This is a genomic window from Chitinophaga caeni (genome assembly GCF_002557795.1).
Classification (GTDB): Bacteria; Bacteroidota; Bacteroidia; order Chitinophagales; family Chitinophagaceae; genus Chitinophaga; species Chitinophaga caeni.
Window position 1 is genome coordinate 2,696,233 of sequence record NZ_CP023777.1, and the last position, 23,117, is coordinate 2,719,349.

General features: G+C 42.9%; 18 protein-coding genes. 11 read left to right on the forward strand and 7 right to left on the reverse strand.

Going from position 1 to position 23,117, the window contains the following annotated elements; genetic code table 11:
* The first annotated feature begins 230 nt into the window (after positions 1-230).
* The 7 genes from COR50_RS11490 (at position 231) to COR50_RS11520 (ending at position 8,097) form a co-directional block, all read left to right on the forward strand.
* Positions 231-710 (forward strand): DUF6265 family protein, encoded by a 480-nt coding sequence (locus tag COR50_RS11490; RefSeq protein WP_098194112.1) that lies wholly within the window; start codon positions 231-233, stop codon positions 708-710.
* An 87-nt stretch (positions 711-797) separates the two neighbouring features.
* Entirely contained in the window at positions 798-1,310 is a 513-nt protein-coding gene (locus tag COR50_RS11495) for a DUF2975 domain-containing protein (RefSeq protein WP_098194113.1), read from the forward strand.
* Positions 1,311-1,313: 3 nt separating this feature from the next.
* The gene (locus COR50_RS11500) at positions 1,314-1,535 is read left to right on the forward strand and encodes a helix-turn-helix domain-containing protein (protein ID WP_098194114.1); all 222 of its coding nucleotides are present in this window, start codon (positions 1,314-1,316) and stop codon (positions 1,533-1,535) included.
* A 134-nt stretch (positions 1,536-1,669) separates the two neighbouring features.
* On the forward strand, positions 1,670-2,563 hold the full coding sequence (locus COR50_RS11505; protein WP_098194115.1) for an ABC transporter ATP-binding protein: 894 nt from the start codon (positions 1,670-1,672) through the stop codon (positions 2,561-2,563).
* Positions 2,545-5,751 carry an ABC transporter permease/M1 family aminopeptidase gene (locus COR50_RS11510; RefSeq protein WP_098194116.1) on the forward strand — a complete coding sequence of 1,069 codons (3,207 nt, stop codon included), beginning with the start codon at positions 2,545-2,547 and terminating at the stop codon, positions 5,749-5,751. Before COR50_RS11505 ends, COR50_RS11510 begins: the two co-directional genes overlap by 19 nt.
* A 214-nt stretch (positions 5,752-5,965) precedes the next feature.
* Positions 5,966-6,802 carry a universal stress protein gene (locus COR50_RS11515; RefSeq protein WP_098194117.1) on the forward strand — a complete coding sequence of 279 codons (837 nt, stop codon included), beginning with the start codon at positions 5,966-5,968 and terminating at the stop codon, positions 6,800-6,802.
* A 455-nt stretch (positions 6,803-7,257) separates the two neighbouring features.
* Complete coding sequence (locus COR50_RS11520; RefSeq protein WP_098194118.1) at positions 7,258-8,097, forward strand: pirin family protein; 840 nt, start codon at positions 7,258-7,260, stop codon at positions 8,095-8,097.
* 72 nt (positions 8,098-8,169) lie between these two features.
* Here the strand turns inward: COR50_RS11520 and COR50_RS11525 are convergent, their stop codons facing one another.
* Both COR50_RS11525 and COR50_RS11530 read right to left on the reverse strand, forming a co-directional pair.
* Complete coding sequence (locus COR50_RS11525; RefSeq protein WP_098194119.1) at positions 8,170-8,718, reverse strand: NADPH-dependent FMN reductase; 549 nt, start codon at positions 8,716-8,718, stop codon at positions 8,170-8,172.
* 134 nt (positions 8,719-8,852) lie between these two features.
* Positions 8,853-9,464, reverse strand: a complete 612-nt coding sequence (locus COR50_RS11530) for a superoxide dismutase (protein WP_098194120.1) — start codon at positions 9,462-9,464, stop codon at positions 8,853-8,855.
* Between the two features lie 73 nt (positions 9,465-9,537).
* Here COR50_RS11530 and COR50_RS11535 point away from each other — a divergent pair, with 73 nt between their 5' ends.
* The 3 genes from COR50_RS11535 (at position 9,538) to COR50_RS11545 (ending at position 12,485) form a co-directional block, all read left to right on the forward strand.
* Positions 9,538-10,167 (forward strand): helix-turn-helix transcriptional regulator, encoded by a 630-nt coding sequence (locus COR50_RS11535; protein WP_098194121.1) that lies wholly within the window; start codon positions 9,538-9,540, stop codon positions 10,165-10,167.
* 16 nt (positions 10,168-10,183) lie between these two features.
* On the forward strand, positions 10,184-10,993 hold the full coding sequence (locus tag COR50_RS11540) for an HAD family hydrolase (RefSeq protein WP_198405634.1): 810 nt from the start codon (positions 10,184-10,186) through the stop codon (positions 10,991-10,993).
* A 232-nt stretch (positions 10,994-11,225) separates the two neighbouring features.
* Positions 11,226-12,485 (forward strand): metallophosphoesterase, encoded by a 1,260-nt coding sequence (locus tag COR50_RS11545; protein ID WP_098194122.1) that lies wholly within the window; start codon positions 11,226-11,228, stop codon positions 12,483-12,485.
* 105 nt (positions 12,486-12,590) lie between these two features.
* On the opposite strand, the gene COR50_RS11550 is transcribed toward COR50_RS11545, so the two are convergent.
* A complete protein-coding gene (locus tag COR50_RS11550) occupies positions 12,591-16,046 on the reverse strand; it encodes a DEAD/DEAH box helicase (RefSeq protein WP_098194123.1) in 3,456 nt (1,151 codons plus the stop codon).
* Between the two features lie 135 nt (positions 16,047-16,181).
* Positions 16,182-17,645, reverse strand: a complete 1,464-nt coding sequence (gene pdxR, locus COR50_RS11555) for a MocR-like pyridoxine biosynthesis transcription factor PdxR (protein ID WP_098194124.1) — start codon at positions 17,643-17,645, stop codon at positions 16,182-16,184.
* Positions 17,646-17,749: 104 nt separating this feature from the next.
* On the opposite strand from pdxR, the gene COR50_RS11560 reads away from it, so the two are divergent.
* Complete coding sequence (locus COR50_RS11560; RefSeq protein ID WP_098194125.1) at positions 17,750-18,196, forward strand: carboxymuconolactone decarboxylase family protein; 447 nt, start codon at positions 17,750-17,752, stop codon at positions 18,194-18,196.
* A gap of 380 nt (positions 18,197-18,576) precedes the next feature.
* Here the strand turns inward: COR50_RS11560 and COR50_RS22310 are convergent, their stop codons facing one another.
* The 3 genes from COR50_RS22310 to COR50_RS11575 form a co-directional block, all read right to left on the reverse strand.
* Entirely contained in the window at positions 18,577-18,762 is a 186-nt protein-coding gene (locus COR50_RS22310; RefSeq protein ID WP_157760769.1) for a hypothetical protein, read from the reverse strand.
* 471 nt (positions 18,763-19,233) lie between these two features.
* Positions 19,234-20,286, reverse strand: coding sequence for a cyclic nucleotide-binding domain-containing protein (locus COR50_RS11570; protein ID WP_157760771.1), 1,053 nt, complete (start codon positions 20,284-20,286; stop codon positions 19,234-19,236).
* A 108-nt stretch (positions 20,287-20,394) separates the two neighbouring features.
* Positions 20,395-23,055, reverse strand: coding sequence for an alpha-L-rhamnosidase (locus COR50_RS11575; protein WP_098194128.1), 2,661 nt, complete (start codon positions 23,053-23,055; stop codon positions 20,395-20,397).
* Between the last annotated feature and the right edge of the window lie 62 nt (positions 23,056-23,117).

The window sequence follows — 23,117 nt, forward strand, 5'->3', positions numbered from 1 at the left end:
TGGCAGGGTGAAGTTTTCCATCAACTTTGAATAATAATCAATAGGATTCATTACAATATTAAATTAGCTGGGTTTAAATTCCAAATTGCTTTCCCTTTCCGGCTATTCGCAAGTTTGATGCCATTCACCCCTCGGCACCATAAATTCTTAAATGCGGATCAGCAAATTAACGGTATCTTTATATACATGTTGATGTTTGGAATTTTTCAACTTTATATCAACAAAACCCCATGTTTAAAAGAACTATACTTATCCTGCTAATAGGATTCCTTTCTATCCAAATGCATGCGCAACAAGCCACTTGCTTGAGGGAATCCGCTTATTGGATTATCGGTACCTGGAAAGTCAGCCCCTCGCAATACCAATTGTTTGAACATTGGTCGGTCCAGGATGATAGCACTTTTAACGGTATCTCGTTCTATTTTCAAGCCGCGGATACGGTGGTTACGGAAAAGATGCAATTGTTATCCCGGAACGGTATCCTGTATTTTGTCCCAACGGTTCCAAGTCAAAACAATGGAAAGGCGGTGATTTTCAAAGCTTATTTAAACCAAGCCAAGAAAATGGCATTCAACAATCCCCGGCATGATTTTCCCCAGGAGATTATATACCAGTTGAATAATCCCGATTGGCTACAAGCCACCATTTCTGGTCAAACCCCCAATGGCTACCAAAAGGTCACTTTTGACCTTCAGCGAATCAACTATTAATAAAGCCAATTCAAGAAAATTAATAATTAATTATTGTTTTACGATAATTAATTGTATTTTTGCTATATACATTAAATTTAGCCTTACATGAAAACAGTTAGGTGGTTATCCGGGATATTATTTTGGGTTGTCAGGGTTTGCGCTTATTTATACGGTATTACGGTATTGTATGCTGCGTATAATTTAATATTCGAGCCTGCAACGCTGGTCTTGGAAGACAATAACCGTTTTATAATTAATTATCCTTTTACAGGCAGGGCATTTCTTTTAGGATGGTTAGATATGGCTTTCCTTTGCGAGATGTTTCTGGGCATCGGTTTGTATGCCGTATTTTTTTATTTATTAAGCAATGTGTTCAAAATATTCCGGGATAAACCTTTATTTACCGCGAAGGGAATCAGCCATCTCACCCGGTTTTATTTTGCAAACTTAACTGTACCTGTCGCGGTTGCTATCTTGCTAAGCTTTATATCAAGTGAATTGAGTATCATGTTCATGATTGTCGTGTTACATGCCATATTGGGGATATTCGCATACTTCATGACAGCGATATTCAAGCAAGGATATTTATTACAAAAAGACCAAGAATTATATATTTAGCAGATGCCGATTATTGTAAATATTGATGTTATGTTGGCCAAGCGGAAGATGCAGTCAAAGGAATTGGCGGAGATTTTGGATATCACCCAAGCCAACTTGTCGATCTTGAAAACCGGCAAGGCAAAAGGTATCCGGTTCGATACACTGGCTGCTATCTGCGAAGCACTGAAATGTCAACCGGGAGATATCCTGGTTTATGAGCCCGGCTCTATTCAAGGTACATAGGCAATTATTCCATCCTTACATAGTAACAACAAATAATTACAGGTAGGCTATTGACCTGTATGGTATTCTATTGTCAAAATTTAAACAAGGGGCCCACTTTTGTATAGGAAGTCCCATGCCATAAATAAATTGTTATGAACCATTTATTAATCCAAAACATTACGAAAACGTATCCCGGTGGTGTATGTGCGCTAAATAATTTGCATCTTGATATTGGTCCCGGACTTTTCGGGTTACTAGGCCCTAATGGCGCGGGAAAAAGTTCCTTAATGCGGACAATCGCAAGCCTACAGTTACCTACCAGCGGCAATATTTTCTTAAATGGAACTGATATTTTGGCCGAACCCGGGTATATTAAAAAACAACTGGGGTATTTGCCGCAAGACTTCGGTGTGTATCCCAAGATCACGGCGAGCCAATTACTGGAGCATATGGCCGTGTTAAAAGGTATTGCAAACAAGGCCGAGCGCAGGGAACAAGTTCTGGCGTTATTGCAGATGACAAATTTGTACGAACATCGTAATAAAGCCGTCCATACTTATTCTGGGGGCATGCGGCAAAGGTTCGGGATTGCGCAAGCGCTGTTAGGAAATCCAGGCGTCATTATCGTAGATGAACCAACGGCAGGTTTAGACCCGGAAGAAAGAAACAGGTTTAACAATCTTCTGAGCGAAATCGGGGAAGAAGTCATTATAATTTTATCCACCCATATCGTGGAAGATGTCAGGAACCTCTGCCCGAAAATGGCTATCATGGATAAGGGCAGGATATTAGCGACCGGTGAACCCGCTACATTTATAAACCGTATCGAAGGGAAAGTATGGCAACGCGGTGTAAACCGGGACGATTTGCAACATTTTATCCAGTCTTACCGGGTAATCTCTTCACAGTTAATCGGTGGAAAGCCCAGTATCAGGGTGTATTCGGAGAATATGCCGGGAGAAGGTTTTGTTGCTGCCAAGGCTGGCTTGGAAGATGTTTATTTTACATATCTTAAAAATTTGGAAGTATGTTTGCAGCCCGCCTAAATTTTGAATCACTTTTTTACAAGCATAGTTGGTCATTTTACATATTATCTGCCTTGTATTTTTTGTTGGGAATAGGGGGCGGCATCATTTCAAAATTTTCATTCCCGGGGATGTACCACAATGCTCCGTATGCGATCGCTTTCCTCGAAGGACTAATATCGTTAACGGCTATTTTTCCTATTACAATTTTGGTGGCACAAACATTTTTCAGGGAAGAAGATGCAGGATTTGCGTCGATATTATATGCTAGTCCATTAACAAAATGGAGTTATATAGGCAGCAAATTTGTAATCGTGGTAATGGTCAGTACTGCTTACATGCTCTTTTGCCTACTGGGTGTTGCCCTGGCCCATGGCCTGCACTTGGGAAGCGGTAACGAGTATTTGGCATTTAACTTGATGTTTTACCTGTACCCTTTCCTTTTATTCGTATGGCCAAACGTTTTCCTTTGCGCCGCTACTATTTTCAGTATCGCTGTTGTATCAAGGCATAAAATGTCGACTTACCTATCCGGGTTATTATTGTACGTGTTGTATATCGTTATTTCCCTTTTCTCCAATTCCCCGGTAATGGCCAATGCATCACCGCCGTCCCCCGAAGCGATGGCCTGGGCCGCGAGGTTGGATCCCTTTGGCTTGGCAGCTCTTTTTGAGCAGAGCCGGTATTGGAGCATCGCGGATCGCAATACGAAGTTATTTCAACTACAGGGGCATTTGCTTGTGAACCGTTTGTTTTATACCGGCATTATCTCAATATTGTTATGCTCCGTTTTATGGAAATTTAAAATGGTTACCGGTAATGTTGTAAGGAGAAAAAGGAAAGCAAAACAGGTTTCATCAATTGCAGCGATGCTTCAAAGTTATGTTGCAGTCCCCGTAAACGCTAAAGGTTTCTTGTATCATTTCCGGGTTATAAAAAGTTTTGTTGCTATAGAGTTAGATGTTTTGTGTAAAAGTATTTCATGGATATTAATCCTGGTAGGTTGGGCTTTTTTCTTAATGATAGAGATATACAGTGCTATCGATTCGGGGATAAGAATACCGGAAAAATTCGCGACGACCGGTTTAATGGTAAACACGATCTTGTCGATGTCTGGCATCCCTATGATGCTTGTCATACTTTTTTATAGCAATGAAATTACCTGGAAACCGAAAGATGTAAAGATAGATGCCTTGGAACAAGCTAGCCCATTATCGCTTTTAACCAGGGTGGTTGCAAATTGGGTAACGATTAGTTGCATTCCGTTATTATTAATTACCTGGAGTATCTTGATTGCCATCGTCATGCAATGTGCTTATCATCATCCTGTTATTGAATGGGAGGTGTATGCTGAACTATATTACATTGTAGGTTTACCTGCCATAATATCGATACTTCTCATAAGCTCGTCCACGCTGTTCATTTCCAAGAAATACCTATCCCTGGGGATCAGTATGCTGTTGTTATTTGCTTTTCAATCCAAGCTGGGCAAGTTAATTTATTTAGATCATCCCCTATTGCGATGGGCGGAATATTACGGTAAGATTTACAGCGATATGAATGCTTGGGGAGCTTACTTACCGGCCTTCTCCATTGCAATGTTTTATTCGTTTTTCTTGGCCTTGCTTGTCTTTTGCCTACTTATGTACGTCAAGAAGGGGAGAACCTGGTTGGGGCGGTGGAAGATCAAGCCTTATTTTAGGTATGTCACTATATTGGCTTGCTTGGGATGTGCCATATTTGCCTATAAGTTACTAGCTGGAGATATCCGGGCTTCCCGCGATGCCAGGAATGCATGGAAAGCCGCTTATGAGAAAAAATACAGGGATAAAGACCGTTTACCGCTATTGACGGTAACAAAAGTGCGGACGAACATAGATTTATATCCTTCGCGGAATTATTACCTCGTGAGCGGGGCGTATAATTTGGTGAATAAGAATAACATTCCAATACACGAAGCATGGATTGCTGTAGATAAAGATCTGCAATGGAAGGGCCTCGTATTGAAGGGTTCCAAGCTAAGTATGCAGGATGACGCTTTTGGCCAATATAAATTTACACTCGATCAGCCACTGCAACCCGGTGATTCCACGAAATTGCTTTTTGAATTTGAATACCATTGGTATGGTAACGGCAATATCGATCCTTTTAATGCGATTGTCGCAAACGGCGCATTTATGCGGATCAGCAATTATTATCCATCGCTCGGCTATCAGCCCGGTTGGGAAATTAGCGCCGCTACGGATCGAAAAAAATGGAAACTTGGCCCGGCAAGTCCCTTGAAAACTTTAGAAGATACGCTAGCAAACCCGTTCCCGTATAAATTCATTGAATGGGATGCCACCATCTCAACGGAGCAACCGCAGTGGGTGGTGGGAATTGGTAACTTGAAAGCGGAATGGGTATCAAACAATAGGCATTATTTTCAATATACATCCGGCGATATTCCATTTCGATTTGCTTTGTCGAGTGCAGAATATAAAGTAGCATACGGACAATTTGAAGATATTGGTATCGCGGTTTACTACCATGCTGATCATGCCTGGAATGTCGATTCCTTGATAAGCAAATCAAGGAAAACCCTGGAATATTGCCAGCACAATTTCGGGCCTTATCCATACGATACGATACGTTTTGCAGAAATTTCCTCATTCACCAGGGGATTTGATGCTACTGCTTATCCCGCAACAATTTTTATGAATGAAAATTCATCGTTCACGGTTGATACGCATGCAGATGATGAACAAGACCTGGTGGCAAACTTATCTTCCCATGAACTTTCGCATCAATGGTGGGGATTGGCACAATTGAGCCCGCCGGAGATGGAAGGGGGACAGGTTTTAACGGAGTCGCTCGCCATGTATACAGAGTTAATGTTATATCAACATGACTACGGGAAATTAAAGACGGAAAAATTAGTTAGCATGCACCAGCAAATATATGACACCGAAAAGGGCCTGTCCGAGCCGAGGCCATTGTACCGCGCAGATCCCGGTAGTCCTTTCATTTATTACAACCTCGGGGCGGTACGGATGTACCGGTTATCTGAAATTATCGGGGAAGCAAGTGTTAACAAGGCTTTAAAGAATTTACTAAGGATGCACGCTTACCCTGGCCAGCCTGCCACGGTACTGGATTTGATCGATGCTTTTCACCGGGTAAGCCCCTTGGAATTACATCCGAAAATTGATAGTTTATTCATGGAATAATTCGGGGAAAATTCAGGAAGTATTCGTAAATTCAATATCCCGGTTCGCGGATGATTTGCTCCATTCATTACCGCGTTATATTGATGGGTATAATTGCCGGAGGGGAATGTATTGTTTGAGCATATTATGATTAAGATCAGTTATAGTCGCTAGGTAAATCATGATTCCCTTTAGGATCGGCCATTAAATTTGTGGGATATTAATAGAATATTTTATGAAAAAGATCATAGCTGTTTTTGACGGATTATATTTCTCGGAAGCTACACTAGTGCATGCGATCTACCTAGCGAAGCAAATGAACGCGCACTTGGAAGGATTATTCTTGGACGATAAGCTTTACAATAGTTACGATATTTATGAAGTTGTACAGCAGAAAGGTACTTGGACCAATGATATACTTTCATTGCAGGTAGAGGATGATCAAACACGCGAGGAATCCGTTCGTACTTTCGAACAAGCCTGCAAGAAAGAGGCAATCAATTTCAGCATTCATAGAAATTCTAATCCCGCCTTGCAGGAATTGATCCACGAAAGTATATATGCAGATTTACTAATTATAGACCAGAAAGAATGCTTTAAATACCGAAGGGAGGAGAAACCAACTACATTTATCCGTAACCTTTTGACAGATGTGGAATGCCCGGTTTTCCTGGTTACATCTAATACTCCCTTGATCGAAAAGATCGTGTTGCTTTATGATGGGGAACCGTCAGCAGTATATGCAATCAAGATGTTTAGTTACCTGGGGCCCATTGATACAACCATGGAGACGGAAGTAGTTTCCGTAAAAAATGCCCCGGAATTTTTACATTATGAGAATACACGGTTGATGAGCGAATTCATGGAAAGACACTTTCCTGCCGCGCAGTTTAAAGTTTTGCCCGGGGAGCCGGAGCAAACTATCCTGGAGCACCTCGCGGAACAGAAACCGAATACGCTGGTTATCATGGGCGCATACCGGAGGTCAAACGTATCACGTTGGTTCAGGGCCAGCATGGCAGATGTTGTGATGGATAAGTTGAACTTACCGCTATTTGTAGCGCATAAATAATTATATTTTATCATTGCTGTTCGAGTAAAAATGCTTTAAAGGTATTTGAATTCCTTACCTGTTCAAGGATATAAGCGAAGGATGATACATTCGAAATCCGGGGTCTCCCCCGCCAAGAGAACCGTGGAACTTCGCACTGTTAATAGCGAAGGGTAGCTGGGTCATACAGTAGTACAAAAGCTGGATCGAGCGATCAAATTGGCGGCCGTAATGGCCAATTTGTGTCCTTTTTTGGTACTCTTTTTTGGGCAAGCAAAAAAGTACAAGAAACGAGCAGATGAACATTGAATCGAACTATTGAGGGATCAAATTGCTCCCCGGTTAAAATTTAGTCGGACAATAATTATATTTTTTTGATGAGAATTACATGTAAATGGGGTTGTTATAATGGCAACCCTATTTTATGTTCATTCTGACAGGTGAAAGTTTTACAAGAATGCCATCATATTGTTGATATGAAAAAAATTAAACAGGTTCATGCTGCCGTAGCTGCACCTATCGCAGACCTAGTTACTTTCAGGGCCTTGCCCACGCACACGGTACAGTATTTAGATCCATTCCTCTTCCTAAACCATCACGGTCCGCAGGAATTCGCTCCGGGTAACCGTGGCCTACCCTTCGGGCCGCATCCGCACCGGGGCATCGAAACGGTAACGTTTATCTTGGAAGGTGATATCATGCACCAAGATAGCAGCGGCTACGAAAGTGTAATCAACAAAGGTGGTGTGCAATGGATGACAGCCGGGAAGGGATTGATCCATTCCGAAACTTCCTCTCCCAAGTTCCGGGAAGAAGGTGGTTCATTAGAAATACTTCAATTGTGGCTAAACCTGCCGTCAAAACTTAAAATGACGGAACCGTTGTACAAGGGCTTGCAGGCCAGCGAAATCCCGAAGATTTACCTGGATGATGATAAAGTGCAAATAGATAAGATCGCGGGGGAAGACGGTGCTGCATTCCATACGAGCATACAGTTGAATTTAATTCATTTTAAAGCCGGTGGACAAATTGTCTTAAATGTGCCTAAAGATCACCAGGTGTTTTTCTATGTTACCAGGGGAGCATTGATCGTGAATCAATCTGAAATTGGGGCGCACCAACTGGTGGAATTTGAACATCCCGGGCATGAAATAAAAGTGATGGCAAAGGGGGAAGCATTGTTGCTGTATGGTCATGGCAAACCATTTAACGAACCTATCGTGGCTCATGGCCCCTTCGTGATGAACTCCGAAGCTGAAATACAACAAGCCTACGAAGATTACAGGAGCGGGGAGATGGGTAACTGGGAATTATAAAACGGGCAATAAACAATATATTTTACTGCTACTGCCCGCCGACGCTGTAAAATGGCTATAAACAGCGAAAAATTATTGCTTCAGTTGAAAACAGTTCAGCAGCATGTGTAACATGTGATCAAATTTATGCTTATACTCTTCACCGATTTGTTGTTGGCTATCTAGCAAATGCTTTTTGTATATAGGTACGGAGTACGGCAAAGTCCATGCCCGTAGAGCCTTCGCAACTGCATCCATCGTGTTTATACCCTGCATTGCCTGGGTGCCTTCGCCCCAGCAAACGAACCCGATAACTTTACCGGTTAAATAAGGTGAAGTCCATCGGGAAGTGATTTCTAACCAATCGAGGCAGTTTTTCATACCGCCCGGGATGCTTCCATGGTATAGTGGGCTCAACCAAAAATGGGCATCCGCTTCGCGGAACTTTTCCGCCATATCTTTTACTGCTGCCGGTACAGTCTTACTACGCAAATCTAATAAAGGAATTTGCGCTGCTGCAATATTGTACTGTATCACCTCGACACCGGCACCCTGTAAATAATCCGCGAAATATTGACTGATCTTGCGAGCTGTGGAACCTTCGTGCGGCTCCATGGAACCGTTGAAGATTAAAATTTTCATATCGTTTCCAAGTTTGTATAAATATTAAAGGATATCCTGTACCTGTGAAGGGTGCAGGTTTGCAATCGCCGGGCAAAACAGACCCGGGCCGCCCCATACTCGGTTCCGGGTAGTTTTGCATCCATATCGCGCGATTAAGAGATTGCAGATTCGTAAAATGTTGACACGGTATCCCAATTCACAATATCCCAGAATGCATTCACGTAGTCTGCCCTTTTATTTTGATAATTAAGGTAATAAGCATGTTCCCATACATCTAATCCCAAGATCGGTATACCTTTCACTTCGGCTATATCCATAACGGGATTATCTTGGTTAGGACTACTGGTAATCGTGAGCTTTTGCTGTTGATCAACGATCAACCATGCCCAACCGGAGCCGAAACGGCCCATGGCTGCCGCGGCGAATTGAGATTTAAAAGCGTCGATGGAACCGAAAGTAGATACTAGCGCTTCGGATAGTTTGGCCGGAATCTCCTGCTTGGCGGGAGATAAAATTTTCCAGAACAGGGAATGGTTATAATGGCCACCGCCGTTATTCCGGATCGCTGCCGGTAAGGTGCCAACTTTGTGCATGATATCTTCCAATGAAGCATCATGTAGCTCCTGCATCCCGGTTATAGCTTTATTAAGATTATCGACATATGCCTGGTGGTGTTTCGTATAGTGTATCTCCATGGTGCGGGCATCAATATAAGGAGCCAAGTCACCGTAAGCATAATCCAAGGTAGGTAATACGTGTTTCATAGCTAAATTTGTTTTATACTGTGCCACAAAGATAGTATATTTGCTAATAAACCAAATAAATACTTTGTTTATTATGATAAATAATTTACCGGAGCATGAAAGGGCCTTATGGATATTAAAGTTGAAAGGGCCGATGCCCTTACAACCGATAGCGGGGGAGTTGCAGGTAACGGTGGAGGGTGCCCGGTTTCAATTATTAAAATTGGCTGCCGAAGGATTAGTGGTTGCATCGTCGGTAGTAAAAGGTCGTGGAAGGCCGCAGCAGGTATGGAGTCTTACGGATCTTGGGCAATCCCGTTTTCCCGATACACATGCTGATTTAACGGTAAGGCTAATAGAGATGACCAGGGAAAAGCTGGGAGAAACGGCCTTGCAAACCATCATTGATGGCCACAGGGAAAGCGCTATTCAAAAATATAAATCGAGCTTGGCTAGCGAGGGAAGCCTAGAAGAAAAGGTGAAGCAACTTGCCCGCTTGCGCTTTGAAGAAGGTTATATGGCCATTGCGGAGCAAGAGGGGGACGCTTTTTTATTAATAGAACACCATTGCCCTATCTGCGCTGCCGCCAAGGCATGCCAAGGATTTTGCAATTCCGAACTGAAAGCTTTCCGCGAAGTATTAGGTACCGGGGTCGAGATAGAAAGGGTTGCCCATATTATTAAAGGTGATCACCGTTGCGCCTATAGAATTACAGCGAAGTAAGAATTATCTTTGCGGCATGAATATGGATTCGGTTAAATTAGTCGTAACTGACATGGATGGCACGTTGTTAAATGCCAATGGACAGAAGAGCCCTGAATTTTACACGGTATTCCGAGATTTAAGAAAACACGACATACAATTTGCCGCGGCAAGCGGAAGACAATACTACAATTTATTGCATCAATTCGAACCTGTGAAAAACGATATGTATTTCATGGCGGAAAATGGTAGCTATGTTGCATACAAGGATGAAACCTTGCTAGTAAGAGGATTAGAAACTACGGTTGCGCACGGTTTGATCGATATTGCTAGGTCAATTCCCGGCGCGTATATTATTTTGTGCGGTAGGAAACAAGCTTATTTGGAAAGTACGGATGAAGCCTTCCTCGTTCATGTTAATCAATATTACGACAGGCAGCAAATTGTAAAGGATTTGAAATCAGTCGTGGATGATGATTTGTTAAAAATCGCCATTTGCGATACGAAAGGCGCCGAAAGCAATAGCTACCAACATTTCAAGCAATATGAACAGGAGTTACAGGTAAAGATTTCCGGTAAAACCTGGTTGGATCTTTCAGATCGCCTGGCTAATAAGGGCGTGGCTTTATCTGCTTTACAAAAAAGACTGGGGATCAGGCCGGAAGAAACGATGGTTTTCGGTGATTACTTAAACGATCTGGAGATGATGGGGGCGGCAAAATTTAGTTATGCTATGGCCAATGCCCATCCCGAAATCAAGGCTGCTGCCACCTATATCGCCCCTTCTAACGAGGAAGATGGGGTAATGACCGTTTTGAAAGAATTATTACGCTCTAAATCAAACTGAAGTAACAAAAAATATTAATTGATAAGTTGCTGAATATAATCCATTTAGTATGTGATTTTTTCATATATTGAATGGATTTTTTATTAGTTTTTCCTTAACAGCTGCACTTTATTTTTTCCGCTAGATTTGCTAAAATGTTACCCGTATTTAAAATATTCCTCCCACTTGTTCGTCAACTATTATAACGGGGATGCGAAAATTATCCCTGCCATTTTATACCAATTAAAAAATCATGCAAAAACGGTACATCAGTATATTAGCTATTTGGTTCCTCGTGAATTTATATTTCTTCCAGGCGGTTATTAGTTTAACGGCATCGTTACAACAACCTTGGAGAACGACGATTCAAGTTGGTTACTGGGCACTCGATATTATTTTAGCAATAGTTTTGTGGGTAGCTATGCAACAGCGTCCGGGTAAGAATATCGGTGACAAGCAAATAAAAAATTGGGGAATGGGTTTAGTGATGTTATCATTTTTACCCAAGTTGGCCGGTGACCTGGTGTTGCTTGTAGGCGATATTCTCAGGTTAGGTGAACATGCCGTGGCCCGTGTTGGGCATTGGGGAGATCCTGGCGCCTTGAATACACCGATATTTCAAACGGCAATGATTAGCCAGGTAGCGTTCCTAGTTGCCGCGATCCCGTTTGTTGGGGTATTGCACGGCATTTGGAAAGGCAAATATCAATATAAAGTCCACAAGTTAAGCCTAGAGTTTGATAACCTGCCCGAAAAATTTGACGGCTTCCAGATAACGCAATTATCCGACATTCACGCCGGAAGTTTTGATAATCCCGCGGCTGTTGCAGAAGGTATCCGTGTTGCTAACAAGCAAGGCAGCGATATCATCGTGTTTACGGGAGATATGGTAAATAACGTGGCCACGGAAATGCTTCCCTGGATCGAAACGTTTTCCGGTTTACAAGCGCCGATGGGGAAATATTCCATCCTTGGAAACCATGATTACGGCGATTATGTTCCTTGGAAAGATACGGAAGAGAAGGCTGCAAACTTACAACATTTAGAGCAAATCCATGAACAAACCGGGTTCCGGCTTTTAAAGAATGAATATATTTTACTGGAGAAAGATGGTGAAAGGATTGCCTTGGCAGGTGTAGAAAATTGGGGGAAGAAGGGATTTGCACAATACGGCGACCTGCGCTTGGCTACGGATGGTATCCCGGGTGATATGTTTAAAGTATTATTGTCGCACGACCCATCGCATTGGGAAGCTGAGGTATTAGATCATTCTCAGGATGTTCAATTAATGTTGGCAGGGCATACGCACGGTATGCAGTTTGGGCTGGAAGCATTGGGCATGCGTTGGAGTCCCGCTAAATATATTTATCCTCAATGGGCGGGTATCTATGAAAAAGGTGGTAAGTTTTTGTATGTCAACCGAGGCTTTGGCTTCCTCGGTTTCCCCGGTCGCGTTGGTATCTTGCCGGAGATAACCGTGATCACCTTAAAGAAAAAGACGGTGAATAACTAAGGCCCGGTTATATGTCGATGTACGTGTCAATATTACGAAGTAATAGTTTTCGCAAACAATTTGAGTTACCATCGATAGCATTATTCCCTTTTCCGAACCAAGGTTCTACGCCGGGGTCTTCAAGGCGCTGCCTTCCACGGAATTAAAATCACTAAAATATCCTTTGTCCTTAATATGGTTTATAAACGCTTTGTAAACCATGTGTTGGCAGAGAACACCGGGATTCCCGATAATAACTAATTGTTGCTTAGCCCTCGTTATGGCCACGTTCAATTTTCGATCCACCACCTGGTCCGGATCGCTCCCTTCCAGCATATTCGCGAGATAATCCATTTGATAGCCTTGGTTGACACAGGTTGCATAAAGAATAATATCCCTTTGCGATCCTTGAAAACGTTCCACGGTATCCACAACGATATCATTGAGTACCGCTATATCCAAGCTATGGATATGCCTTTTTATCAATGCAATTTGCGCCCTATACGGAGTAATAATCCCGATAGTTTTGGCAGGATTAAAAGATAAATTATTATGTTGATATAACAAGTAAAATTCCCGTACCAAGCTAGCCACGATGCGGGCTTCTTCTTCATGTATCTTGTTGCTTTTAGCGTTTTTCTGTTCGTGTGAGGCGAACATCATTAGTCTTTCTTTGGCTAAAATGCTAGCGAGTGGATTGTTTCCGGGTACCTGGAGGTAAGGGAGCTGGGCTATTTGATGCTGGGTAGGTACCAGCTGCAAGGCACCACCGTAAAATGCCCGGTTGGGAAATGCCGCTATTTCCGGATGCATCCTGCCTTGCACGGTTAATTGAGCAAAACACCGGTTCTCCATTTTAGACGATTCCATTAGTAGCCAGCGTTCGAAAAGCGATTTGTTCAAGCTGGTCAAACCGCAGGCATGTAATTTTTCATCTTTTATTTTTGCTTGACCATCATTTTGGAGTACAACAGCCGGGAGTTGTTTGTGATCCCCGATCATGATGATCTTATCAATGGCATTATGATGCTCGGCGTCTTTTGCCGTGAGGATGCCCAGAAGTTGAGGTTCTAAAACTTGCGAGGCTTCGTCAACAACAAGGTGATGGAAATGCTTTAATTTAAATAGATCCATCTTGCCGGCTATCGAAGCAACGGTGCCAACAAATAAACGGTGCTGCTTGATACAATTCCTTACCTCTTCCCGGTTCTGACAACCGGCTATAACTTGGTGCAATAGCCGCGGTTGAAACTGTGGATCGCAGGATAGGCTAGAGCCAACGCGGATATAACCAGGTTGCGAATCTATACAATCCAAGCTCGCACAGATTTCATCAACAGCGCGGTTGGTATATGCCACCAGTAGTATTTGCTCTTCTTCATCTGCCAATAATTCCGAAATCAAATGTCTTAACGCGATCGAAGTTTTCCCGGTTCCGGGTGGTCCAACAATTAAAAAATAATCATTTGCCTGCACGGCCTTCCTTACAACTTCGGTGATGGCTTCGGAATGATGGAAAGGTATTTTTAACGGCCTTTCATGATCCATCATCGCCTGCCTCTGGCCCAGTATTAAACTTGCGCGGTCACGGTTGGCCTTTAAGAACTGGTACAAACCGCGGAACATATGTTGATAAGAAACATCGATGTAATCATGTTCTACCGCGTAAAAACTTTCCAATGGCAATACCGATAAATTATGTTGCCTGCTTCTCAGGCGTAGCTTAATTTTTCCCGGTTGTACCCATTCTATCGCTGCCTTAAAAATCTGCTTATTGGCAACACTGTCGGAAGGCTGGTTACGTTGGTAGAGTATGACGATATCCCCGGTTCTGAAATTTTGCAAAGATTCGCCGTCGATTGCTGGAATAGATAAAACGAGGTAAGGTTGCCCTGATGCGGCTTGGTGCTCCATGATTTGAAGATCGATTAGGATTTCCCCTAATTCCATCTTATCGTCAAATGCAGCTTCCCATAAGGAAGATACGCCCCTGTGCGTATCATATTGAGGGTCTCCCGCTTTGCCGAGGTATTGTTCCCGGCAAACGAAAGCATAGAAAGCATTGAAATAGGCTTTGGCTAAGGGGCTTGCTAACTGCAATGGCGCTTGAAACTCTTTCAGTTGCGGAACGATGTATTGCTGCACGAACTTACCTGGTAAAAATTGTGGTAAGATCATATTGGACGCTGTAACTTGATCCAGCAACCGCGATACGGCATGCGAACTGTCTGCTGCTTGGACGATTGAATGTTCGTATGAAACGATTTCGTTACGTAAGTGTAATATCTCCTTAATATTAGCCATGAAGGGCCTTATCAATCTCATGTTGGCTGCTTCCTGCCCGTATTTGCTGTAAAGGATGTAAGTATATAAATTTTTATAGGGCACACCCAGTATCTTCTGGATCGCTACCTGGTATAAAAATGCTTGTGAACGGTGATTCATGCCGATTAAACTATAATCGTCTGCCGGAAATGGCGCCCTGCCGGATTTTAATTCAATAACGAAACTATCCTGTTTCTTCCCGCCGACTTGCAAGTAATCCAGCCGTCCCTGTATGCCTAGCTGTTCGCAGATAAAGCTAGGTTCCAGCAGTCCTTCTTCACGGTTAATACGGTGTTCTGAAAAGCTTTTGTTTACAATTCGTTGTATGTTCAAAAATTGTTGCTTGGTTTCCTTGAAAAAATCATGAGATTTTTCCGGTAACAATAGATCATCGCAAGTAGAAAACTCGAACGGCAATGATTTAAACACCTTTTTCATAGCGTCTGCATAATCGACGTTGCCGCCAGGTTCTGCCGTAACAAATTCATCCAGGAATAAATTAGCGGCATGTCCGAGCAAGATGTGTTTATTATTGGGTACTGCCGAAAGCCTTCCCTGGATATAATATAGAGGATGTGAGCCATATTCCTTGCAACATTCGGCAAGGGAGCTGATATCTACCAGGTAGTTAGGCTCCAGGATGAGCATCTCCGGGTAATATACGGAATCTTCATCCACGGTTACATCGACGAGATTCAGTTGGGCTCCTTTCCATATTAGCTGTTGAAAATTTTTGGCGTATTCATCCCGTTGCAACGATATACATAGTGCTTCGTCCGATAACCCATCTTTATCTAATGCATAAATAATTTCGTCTAGGATTTCTATAACTTCGACCCGCACTAATGGTAGCTTTTTCCCTTTTATCTTCCGGCTAGGTTCGAATATGTCGACTTCCGGCAACCCCTCCAGAAGCGAAGGGGGAAAAGGTACCTGGTAAAAATGCTCAATGGCGTAACCGATCGATTTTATGTCTTGTAAAACCTGCGCTTCACCGGGTTCGAATTGATGGTGCAATACTTGCTGCGAATGATACCGGAATGTTTGCAATAAGTATGTTTTTGAAGCCGGTAAGTTTAATTCGCGGCAAACATAATTTAAGCGGGAAAAGAAATTAGAAAATTGGATGCTATCCTTCGCTGTTAATTGCTTGCAAATGGCTTCCAGGAGATTGCGCAATCGCCTATACTTGCTTTTTATATCGAGCTTGGATTCGAAACAGTTGGTTAATTCCTTGAAATATGCGATCCCGTTCATTGTTGTTATGGCCGTTTTTTCAGTTCAATGGGCAATGTTACGGTATTTTTGGGGGAATAAATCGGGATAGGGTCGCATTCGTGCCGTATATCGAGGGTGTGAATCGAAGGGATTTACCCATGGTATGCCTTGGATCTACAGGGTGGATCTCAAAATTTTTATCACGCTCTCCTGTTCTGCGAAATTGAAAGATGTAAACCCGATTCGCAAGGAATTATAATCTATCCCGGCGGTATTGTATTCACTGCCATCACTCATTTTTAGACCTTTTTTCGCGGCTGCCGCACTGATTTTTTTTAAGGGATGATACAGGAATTTTGTCCAAACCGACATGCCGCCATTCGGTATTTGAAATTGAATAGCATCTCCAAGTTCATCACCTAGTAACCGGCAAAAATGATCACGGCGCTCATGGTAAATTTTCTGCACTTTCTGTACGTGCCTGTTCAATGTCCCGTTATCGATAATTGTTGCTAATGCATTTTCTATAAAGGAATTGCCTTGCCAGTCAATGATGCGACGGTATTGTGCCGCTTGTTGAATGAAATTCTTCGGTCCCACCATGAATCCTGCCCTGACGGCGGGAACGAGTAATTTATTCAACGTTCCTATATAAATAACATTTCCATGATCGTCTAAGCTAGCCATAGGCAATATAGGGTTACTGTTATAATGATAATCGTAATCATAGTCATCTTCCAGTATCGCGAACCGGTATTTGGCGGCTAAGGCCAGCAATTGTAACCTCCGCTCTGGGGATAGCGTTACCGTGGTGGGATGATGATGGTGGGGTATGACATATAACAATTTGGGTGATGTTTTCTTGCAGATGCGCTCCAGGTTTTCTACCTGTAAACCGTCATTATCCACGGGCACTTGGATTAACTTCGCGCCGGCGGTTTTAAAAGTATCGTTGGCTATGAAATATCCCGGTTCCCCTACGATCACGGTGTCCCCGGGTTTGATGAGGACTTTACAAGCCAAGTATATGCCCATCTGCGCACCGTTTGTTACCATCAGGTTATCTTCCCCGATTTTTAAACCACGGGAGTTATGCAAGTAATTTTTTAGTGCATCCAGTAATGGTGCCGGGCCAAAGTGGGAACCGTACCTTAAATATGGTTGAAATGAAGCCAGGCTTACTTGCCGTTTGGCTTCGCGCAGGAGAGCTTCTAAAGGCGCAAGCCTGGGATCCGGAAACCCATCGTAAATCCGGTATGGGAAATATCCACCCTGTACAGGGTTAATAAACTGGAAGGGGAGTTCATTGAGCGGAAAATTACCTGTTGTTGCCGCGGCATTGCCGGTATTAGTATTCCCTAATTCCCTGGGCTGTATCCCGGGCAATTTTCCCGAGATAAAATAACCTACCCTCGCCCTGATCTCGATCCAATCTTGCGCCGCGAGTTCCTCGTATGCTGCATTTACAGTATTCCTGTTGATAGACAGTTGCTTGGCTAAATCCCTTGAACTAGGCAATTTGCTCCCCATTTTAAAGATACCGCGCCTTACCAGCATGATGATCGCGTTGCTGATTTGGAGGTACACCGGTGTATCCGATTGTTTATCAATTGACAATAATTCACCTAATGATATCATAACTGGTCTATCTACTATATTAAAACTGGACTACTGTAATATACCAATAAAGGTAGAGATTTGCAGGGTAATTAATTCTTTGATATTTATAAAATATTGTTGAGATGAGTACTAGATTCCGTATGGGACATGTTTTACCTAAGCCTTATAAGGCCTTGGTAGCTTTGGAAAATACTTTGGCCGAATTTTCATTGAGCGCGGTAGAACAGGAATACATCCGTATCCGTGCCTCCCAAATAAATGGCTGTGGATATTGCTTGGACGAGCATTTTCATGATGCTTTACAAAAGGGGGCCGACTTACAAAAACTTGTTGTTTTAGCTGCTTGGCGGGAAGCGGGCGATGTCTTGACAACTGAAGAAAAGTTAATTGTACAAATTACCGAGGAGGTTACAATCATGGGGCCGGATGGTTTACCTGGTGATACCTATGAGAAGGCAATTGCGTTAATGGGGCAAACGAAAGTGGCTGAAATCATTATGTGCGTAGGCGTGATAAACATTTGGAACAGGATAGGGGTCAGTACGCATTTAAACCCGGTGAAGCGGTAGCTAAGTATAACACCATTCATGCTATATTTTCAAAGGATCACCCTGCAAAGGGTGGTTTTTTTTTATAACTGATCGTTGTCAGTTTTAGTTTGACCACCATCATTTGCCAAGAATTAATTGCAAACTACTTTTGTATACATAACCGGTGGCATAATACCGGTATCAACATAAGTTCTTATAAGTTACTTCATACACCAAAACAAGCAGCAACCTGGCGGATATATACACGCCGGGTTGCTTACCGGGAAGTTGGAATTATTTTGCGTCATACACATTACCCATATTTAGAGAATAACCTGCTGGGTCGATCCCGGCAGGTTGTTTTTTTGCTGCACGGCGTGTACAACTAGTTAATAAGAATTGAACATATATACATTGCTTTAGTATTCATCATTGTCCCCCAATGCAAACCACAGGTATCCTCCTGTGGTTTTTTTGATATGATAATAATCATCGGTGGATTGATGCTTATCATAGTCCGGCATATCGGGCAGCGGCAATTTTGCATTGTCAATTTTCGTTGTAGCGTGTCCGGGATAAAGGAATTTGGAAAGATCAATGATCATATTGTAACATTGCTGTCCGACTAAAATTGCATTAAATATACTTGGATTCCTTACCTGTTCAAGGATATAAGCGAATGATGATCTATTCAGCCCAGCCAACAAAACTGTGGAACTTCGCACTGTTGATAGCGAACGGTAGCTGGGTCATACAGTAGTACAAAAGCTGGATCGAGCGATCAAATTGGCGGCCGTGATGGCCAATTTGTGCCCTTTTTTGGTACTCGTTTTTGGGCAAGCAAAAAAGTACAAGAAACGAGCAGATGAACATTGAATCGAACTATTGAGGGATCAAATTGCTCCCCGGTTAAAATTTAGTCGGACAATAATGATTTTGTAACAATTAAATTGTAGCGACATGAAATTTCAATGGTTTATACCATATTATTATCAGCATGTGCAGCTCCCAAAAAATTAAGAATAGTAGAAAAATTCATTTTATAAATCAATAACTATGGCTTTTAGAATGTTCCCTCAACGGATGGCTTGATGCGCGATTTGCTCTAGGGTTTTCTCATTGACCAGTTGAATTTTTCCCTTGGTAATATCAATGAGCTCCTCTTCCTTGAAGTCGTGTAAAGTTCGTATCAACGACTCGGTAGCAGTACCCGCTATGGAGGCAAGCTCATCCCTAGGGATAGATATTTTAAAAGGAACGGATTTGTCGCCCTGGTATTTATTGCGCAGGTGAATAAGGGCAGTAGCCACTTTATTTCTTAATGAATTGTATGCTAAACTTACCAGCCGCTCTTCTTTCTCCGTCAGGTTATGAGCCATCATGACTAATAATCGCCGCGCGATTTCGGGTGAATTATCGAGTAATTGTTCCGCATCTTCTTTAGGAATTACGATCAGTTCGGTTTCTTCCATGGTGATGGCGGTGGCGAGGTAAGGCGTTTCTTCCAGCAGCGCCATATACCCGAAGAAATCCTTACCGCGGTATAAACCTATAACCAACTCTTTCCCATCCGGGTGCGACTTTACCGTTTTTACTTTCCCTGATTTGATGTAATATAAATCCCTGGGAGTTCCGCCCTGTTTATAAACCGTTTCATAGGCGGCCAAACGGATGGAATTACGGTTTTTAATCAACATTTTGATCGCTATTTCAGCCGACATATTTTCTTTATGTTGATGGGAATATGCTTTGCGAAGCTGTTCTTGCTTTTGTATTCTATTGGAAACAAGACCCAACAGTTCTTCATTATCAAATGGGGAAACTAAAAAGTCATCCGCACCGAGGTTCATCGCTTTACGGAAAGCGGCCGAATCCCATTGTTCATGGTAAATAATAAAGGGAATCGTAGATAGGAAATTATCTTTTCTGAATGCATGCAGAACACCGAATCCATCTATAACCGGCATTCTTAAGTGGCAAATAACTACCTGGGGTTGGAAAGCTAGCGCTTGCTGAATCCCGGCATGACCTTCTTGTACAGGCATCACTTCGTACCCGGCCAACTTCAAGATGCTTTGAAGTGTAAGCAACAGTTTTTCATCGTGGCTAATCAGCAGCACTTTATGCATAACCCGGATTTTACTTTCAACAATTGTAGAAATAAAATGTTCAATATCAACATTTCCTGTAAAAATTTGGAAATGTAGTACAAATCCGGGTTTATGCAAAAACGGATATTATTTTATTTCCCAATGGTAATCGCCGGAACCACGTTCAATAGCGTCACTACCGGAAATTTCAACCTTATGGCCGTTTTCAATTATTTTCTGTCCTTTTTTTATATCAATTTGTATCAAGGCTTTTGCACCGGGCGGAACGCTAAAATGATAATCGATTTTCTTCTTTTTCCTTTTCCAAGTAGAGATAATTTCGCCGTACCGCGATTGGTAACTGGATTCGTAACTATCCAGGCCGGTAACGAAATGTGGTTTCAGATAGAATTGCTCGAAGCCGGGATGTTCCGCTACCGGTAAAATGCCACCGATTCCTTTAAACAACCATGCGCCGATCTCCCCGAACATGATATGGTTTTTAGAAATATCCGAGGTGGCATCGAGCGGCCAGTTTTCAAATAATGTAGTAGCGCCATTTTGGATCCACCATCCCCAGGAAGGAAAATCCCTTTGTGCCGCTATCTTGTAAGCAACATCCGCATAGCCATTTTGGCTGAGTGCATTTAAAATAGCCTTGGTGCCGAGCAAACCTACATCGAGGTGATAATTATCTGCTGCTACCCGTTCCGCCAATTTGGCCGCAATTTTAGCTTGCAAACTATCGGGCACAATACCCCAAAACAATGGCACGCTCAATGCTGTTTGAACACCGTCAGCGTAGACTCCCGTTTCGGCATTATAAAATTCCTTGTGAAAGGCCGTTTTAATTTTTTCTGCCAAGGCATTGTAATGTTCCCAATCTCCCGATTTGCCGAAAAGCTTTGCCGCTGTTGCAAGTATTTTTACATCGGCATAATAATACGCGGTGGACGTTAAGGCCACGGGTGTTCTTGACTTCACCGGTACCCAATCGCCCAGTCCCCATGTTGTAACGCCTGTCGGACTTATCCTGTCAATATAATTTACATAACTCTTGATATGCCCGTACGATTTTTTCAATAATTGGGCATCTCCGTAAAAAAGGTAAATGTTCCATGGGATGACCGCGATGGTACTGGTCCAATCCGGTCCATTTCCCCATTCGTAGCCCCATCCGCCTGTCGGGATGATGGATGGTAACACCCCGTTAGGTTGTTGTTCATCGCGGTGATCGGCTAACCATTTTTCATATACGGTGATACCATCAAAATTGTACAATCCTGTTTCTACCGCGATAGCCGCATCACCTGTCCAGCCGTTTTTCTCCCGCTGCGGACAATCGGTGGGATACCCGAACAGGTTTGATAAATAAGATTGATTGGTGGCAGCCCAAATTTTATTGATCACCGGATCGGAGGTGTGCAGCTTGCCGATAGGTTTTACATCGCTATGCATGAAATAACCTTTTACATCTTCGCGTTGTAAAGAAATAGGTTGATCACTGCTTACCTCGATATATTGAAATCCTTTGTAATTAAATTTCGGCATAAAAAATTCCCGGCCATTTCCCGATAAGATGTAAATATCTTCCTGGAAAGGATCCGTACTATCTTTCGGGCGGTAATGGACGATGATGTTTGATAAATCGACATGACCTAAACTATCGAGTAATTCGCCGTGTTTCACGCGGATTACTGTTCCCGGTTTACCGGAAACCTGTATGCTGCTGATCCCGGCAATATTTTCGCCGATATCAAAAACGTAGTTGCTATCCGAGAATTTCTTCATGTTAACAGCCGGAATTTCCCGGGTGATCCGGATCGGTTGCATACTTTGCGCCACGATGTTGCCAGATGGCGCCGACCGGTAAATGGGGCCATGCCAAGTGCTATCAGCAAATCCCGGCTTGTTCCAACCCGGTTGTTCCAAGCGTGCATCATAATGTTCCGCCGTATAAATGCTGTTGAATAGGGTGGGGCCTAAAGTCCATTTCCATTCCCTGCCTGTACCGATCGTTTCCGTACTTCCATCTTCAAACATGAGCCGGATATCCATGCAGAATGCTGGTCTATTGCGCCAAGGCGCCTGGTCGAAAAACCAAACCGCGGTAGATTGGTGATTGTACCAGCCATTGCCCAGCTCCACTCCAACAACATTTTCACCTGGTAGTAAATGATCAGTGATATCATAGGTAACATATAAATTTCTCCTATCAAAACGGGTGTACATCGGGTCCAGTTGATGATCCCCGATCCGTTTACCATTTACGTACATTTCGTATAAACCGGCCACCGCGATATAAGCCCGTGCTGATTTTATTTTCTTATGGTTGATAAAGCTCCGCCGGAATAAGGGAGCTCTTTTTTCATCCTTTGAATACCTGTCGCTAATCCATGAGCCTTGCCAGTCACTTTGATGCATCATACCGGTTTCAAAAGTGGAAATTACCGCCTCACTTTTTTTTCCGTCCCTGCCCCAGGTTTCCACGCTCCAATAATAGCGGGTGAATGATTGTAGTTCGGGGCCGGAGTAACTGGTTAAGATACCGGGAGAATGTTGTCGCCCGCTTGTCCATAAAGGCTGATTTTTTAAGCTGCTTGGATCCGTGGCGAGGCATACGCGGTAGGCTTCCTGTTGGTAGTTATCATTTCCCGACCCTGTTTCCTGCCACGAGAAACGCGGTTGGGGAACATCGATCCCCAATGGTGTTTCTAAGTATTCCACGCGAAGGTTCCGTGGTTGTGAATAACTTGGTTGCATGATCGATATTATTCCGATAAGAAGTCCTGCCAGCTTACGTTTCATGTTTTATCATTTTCCCGGTAGAATTTGTGGAACCGGTATCTAGTCAAGGTAATTAACGCCGC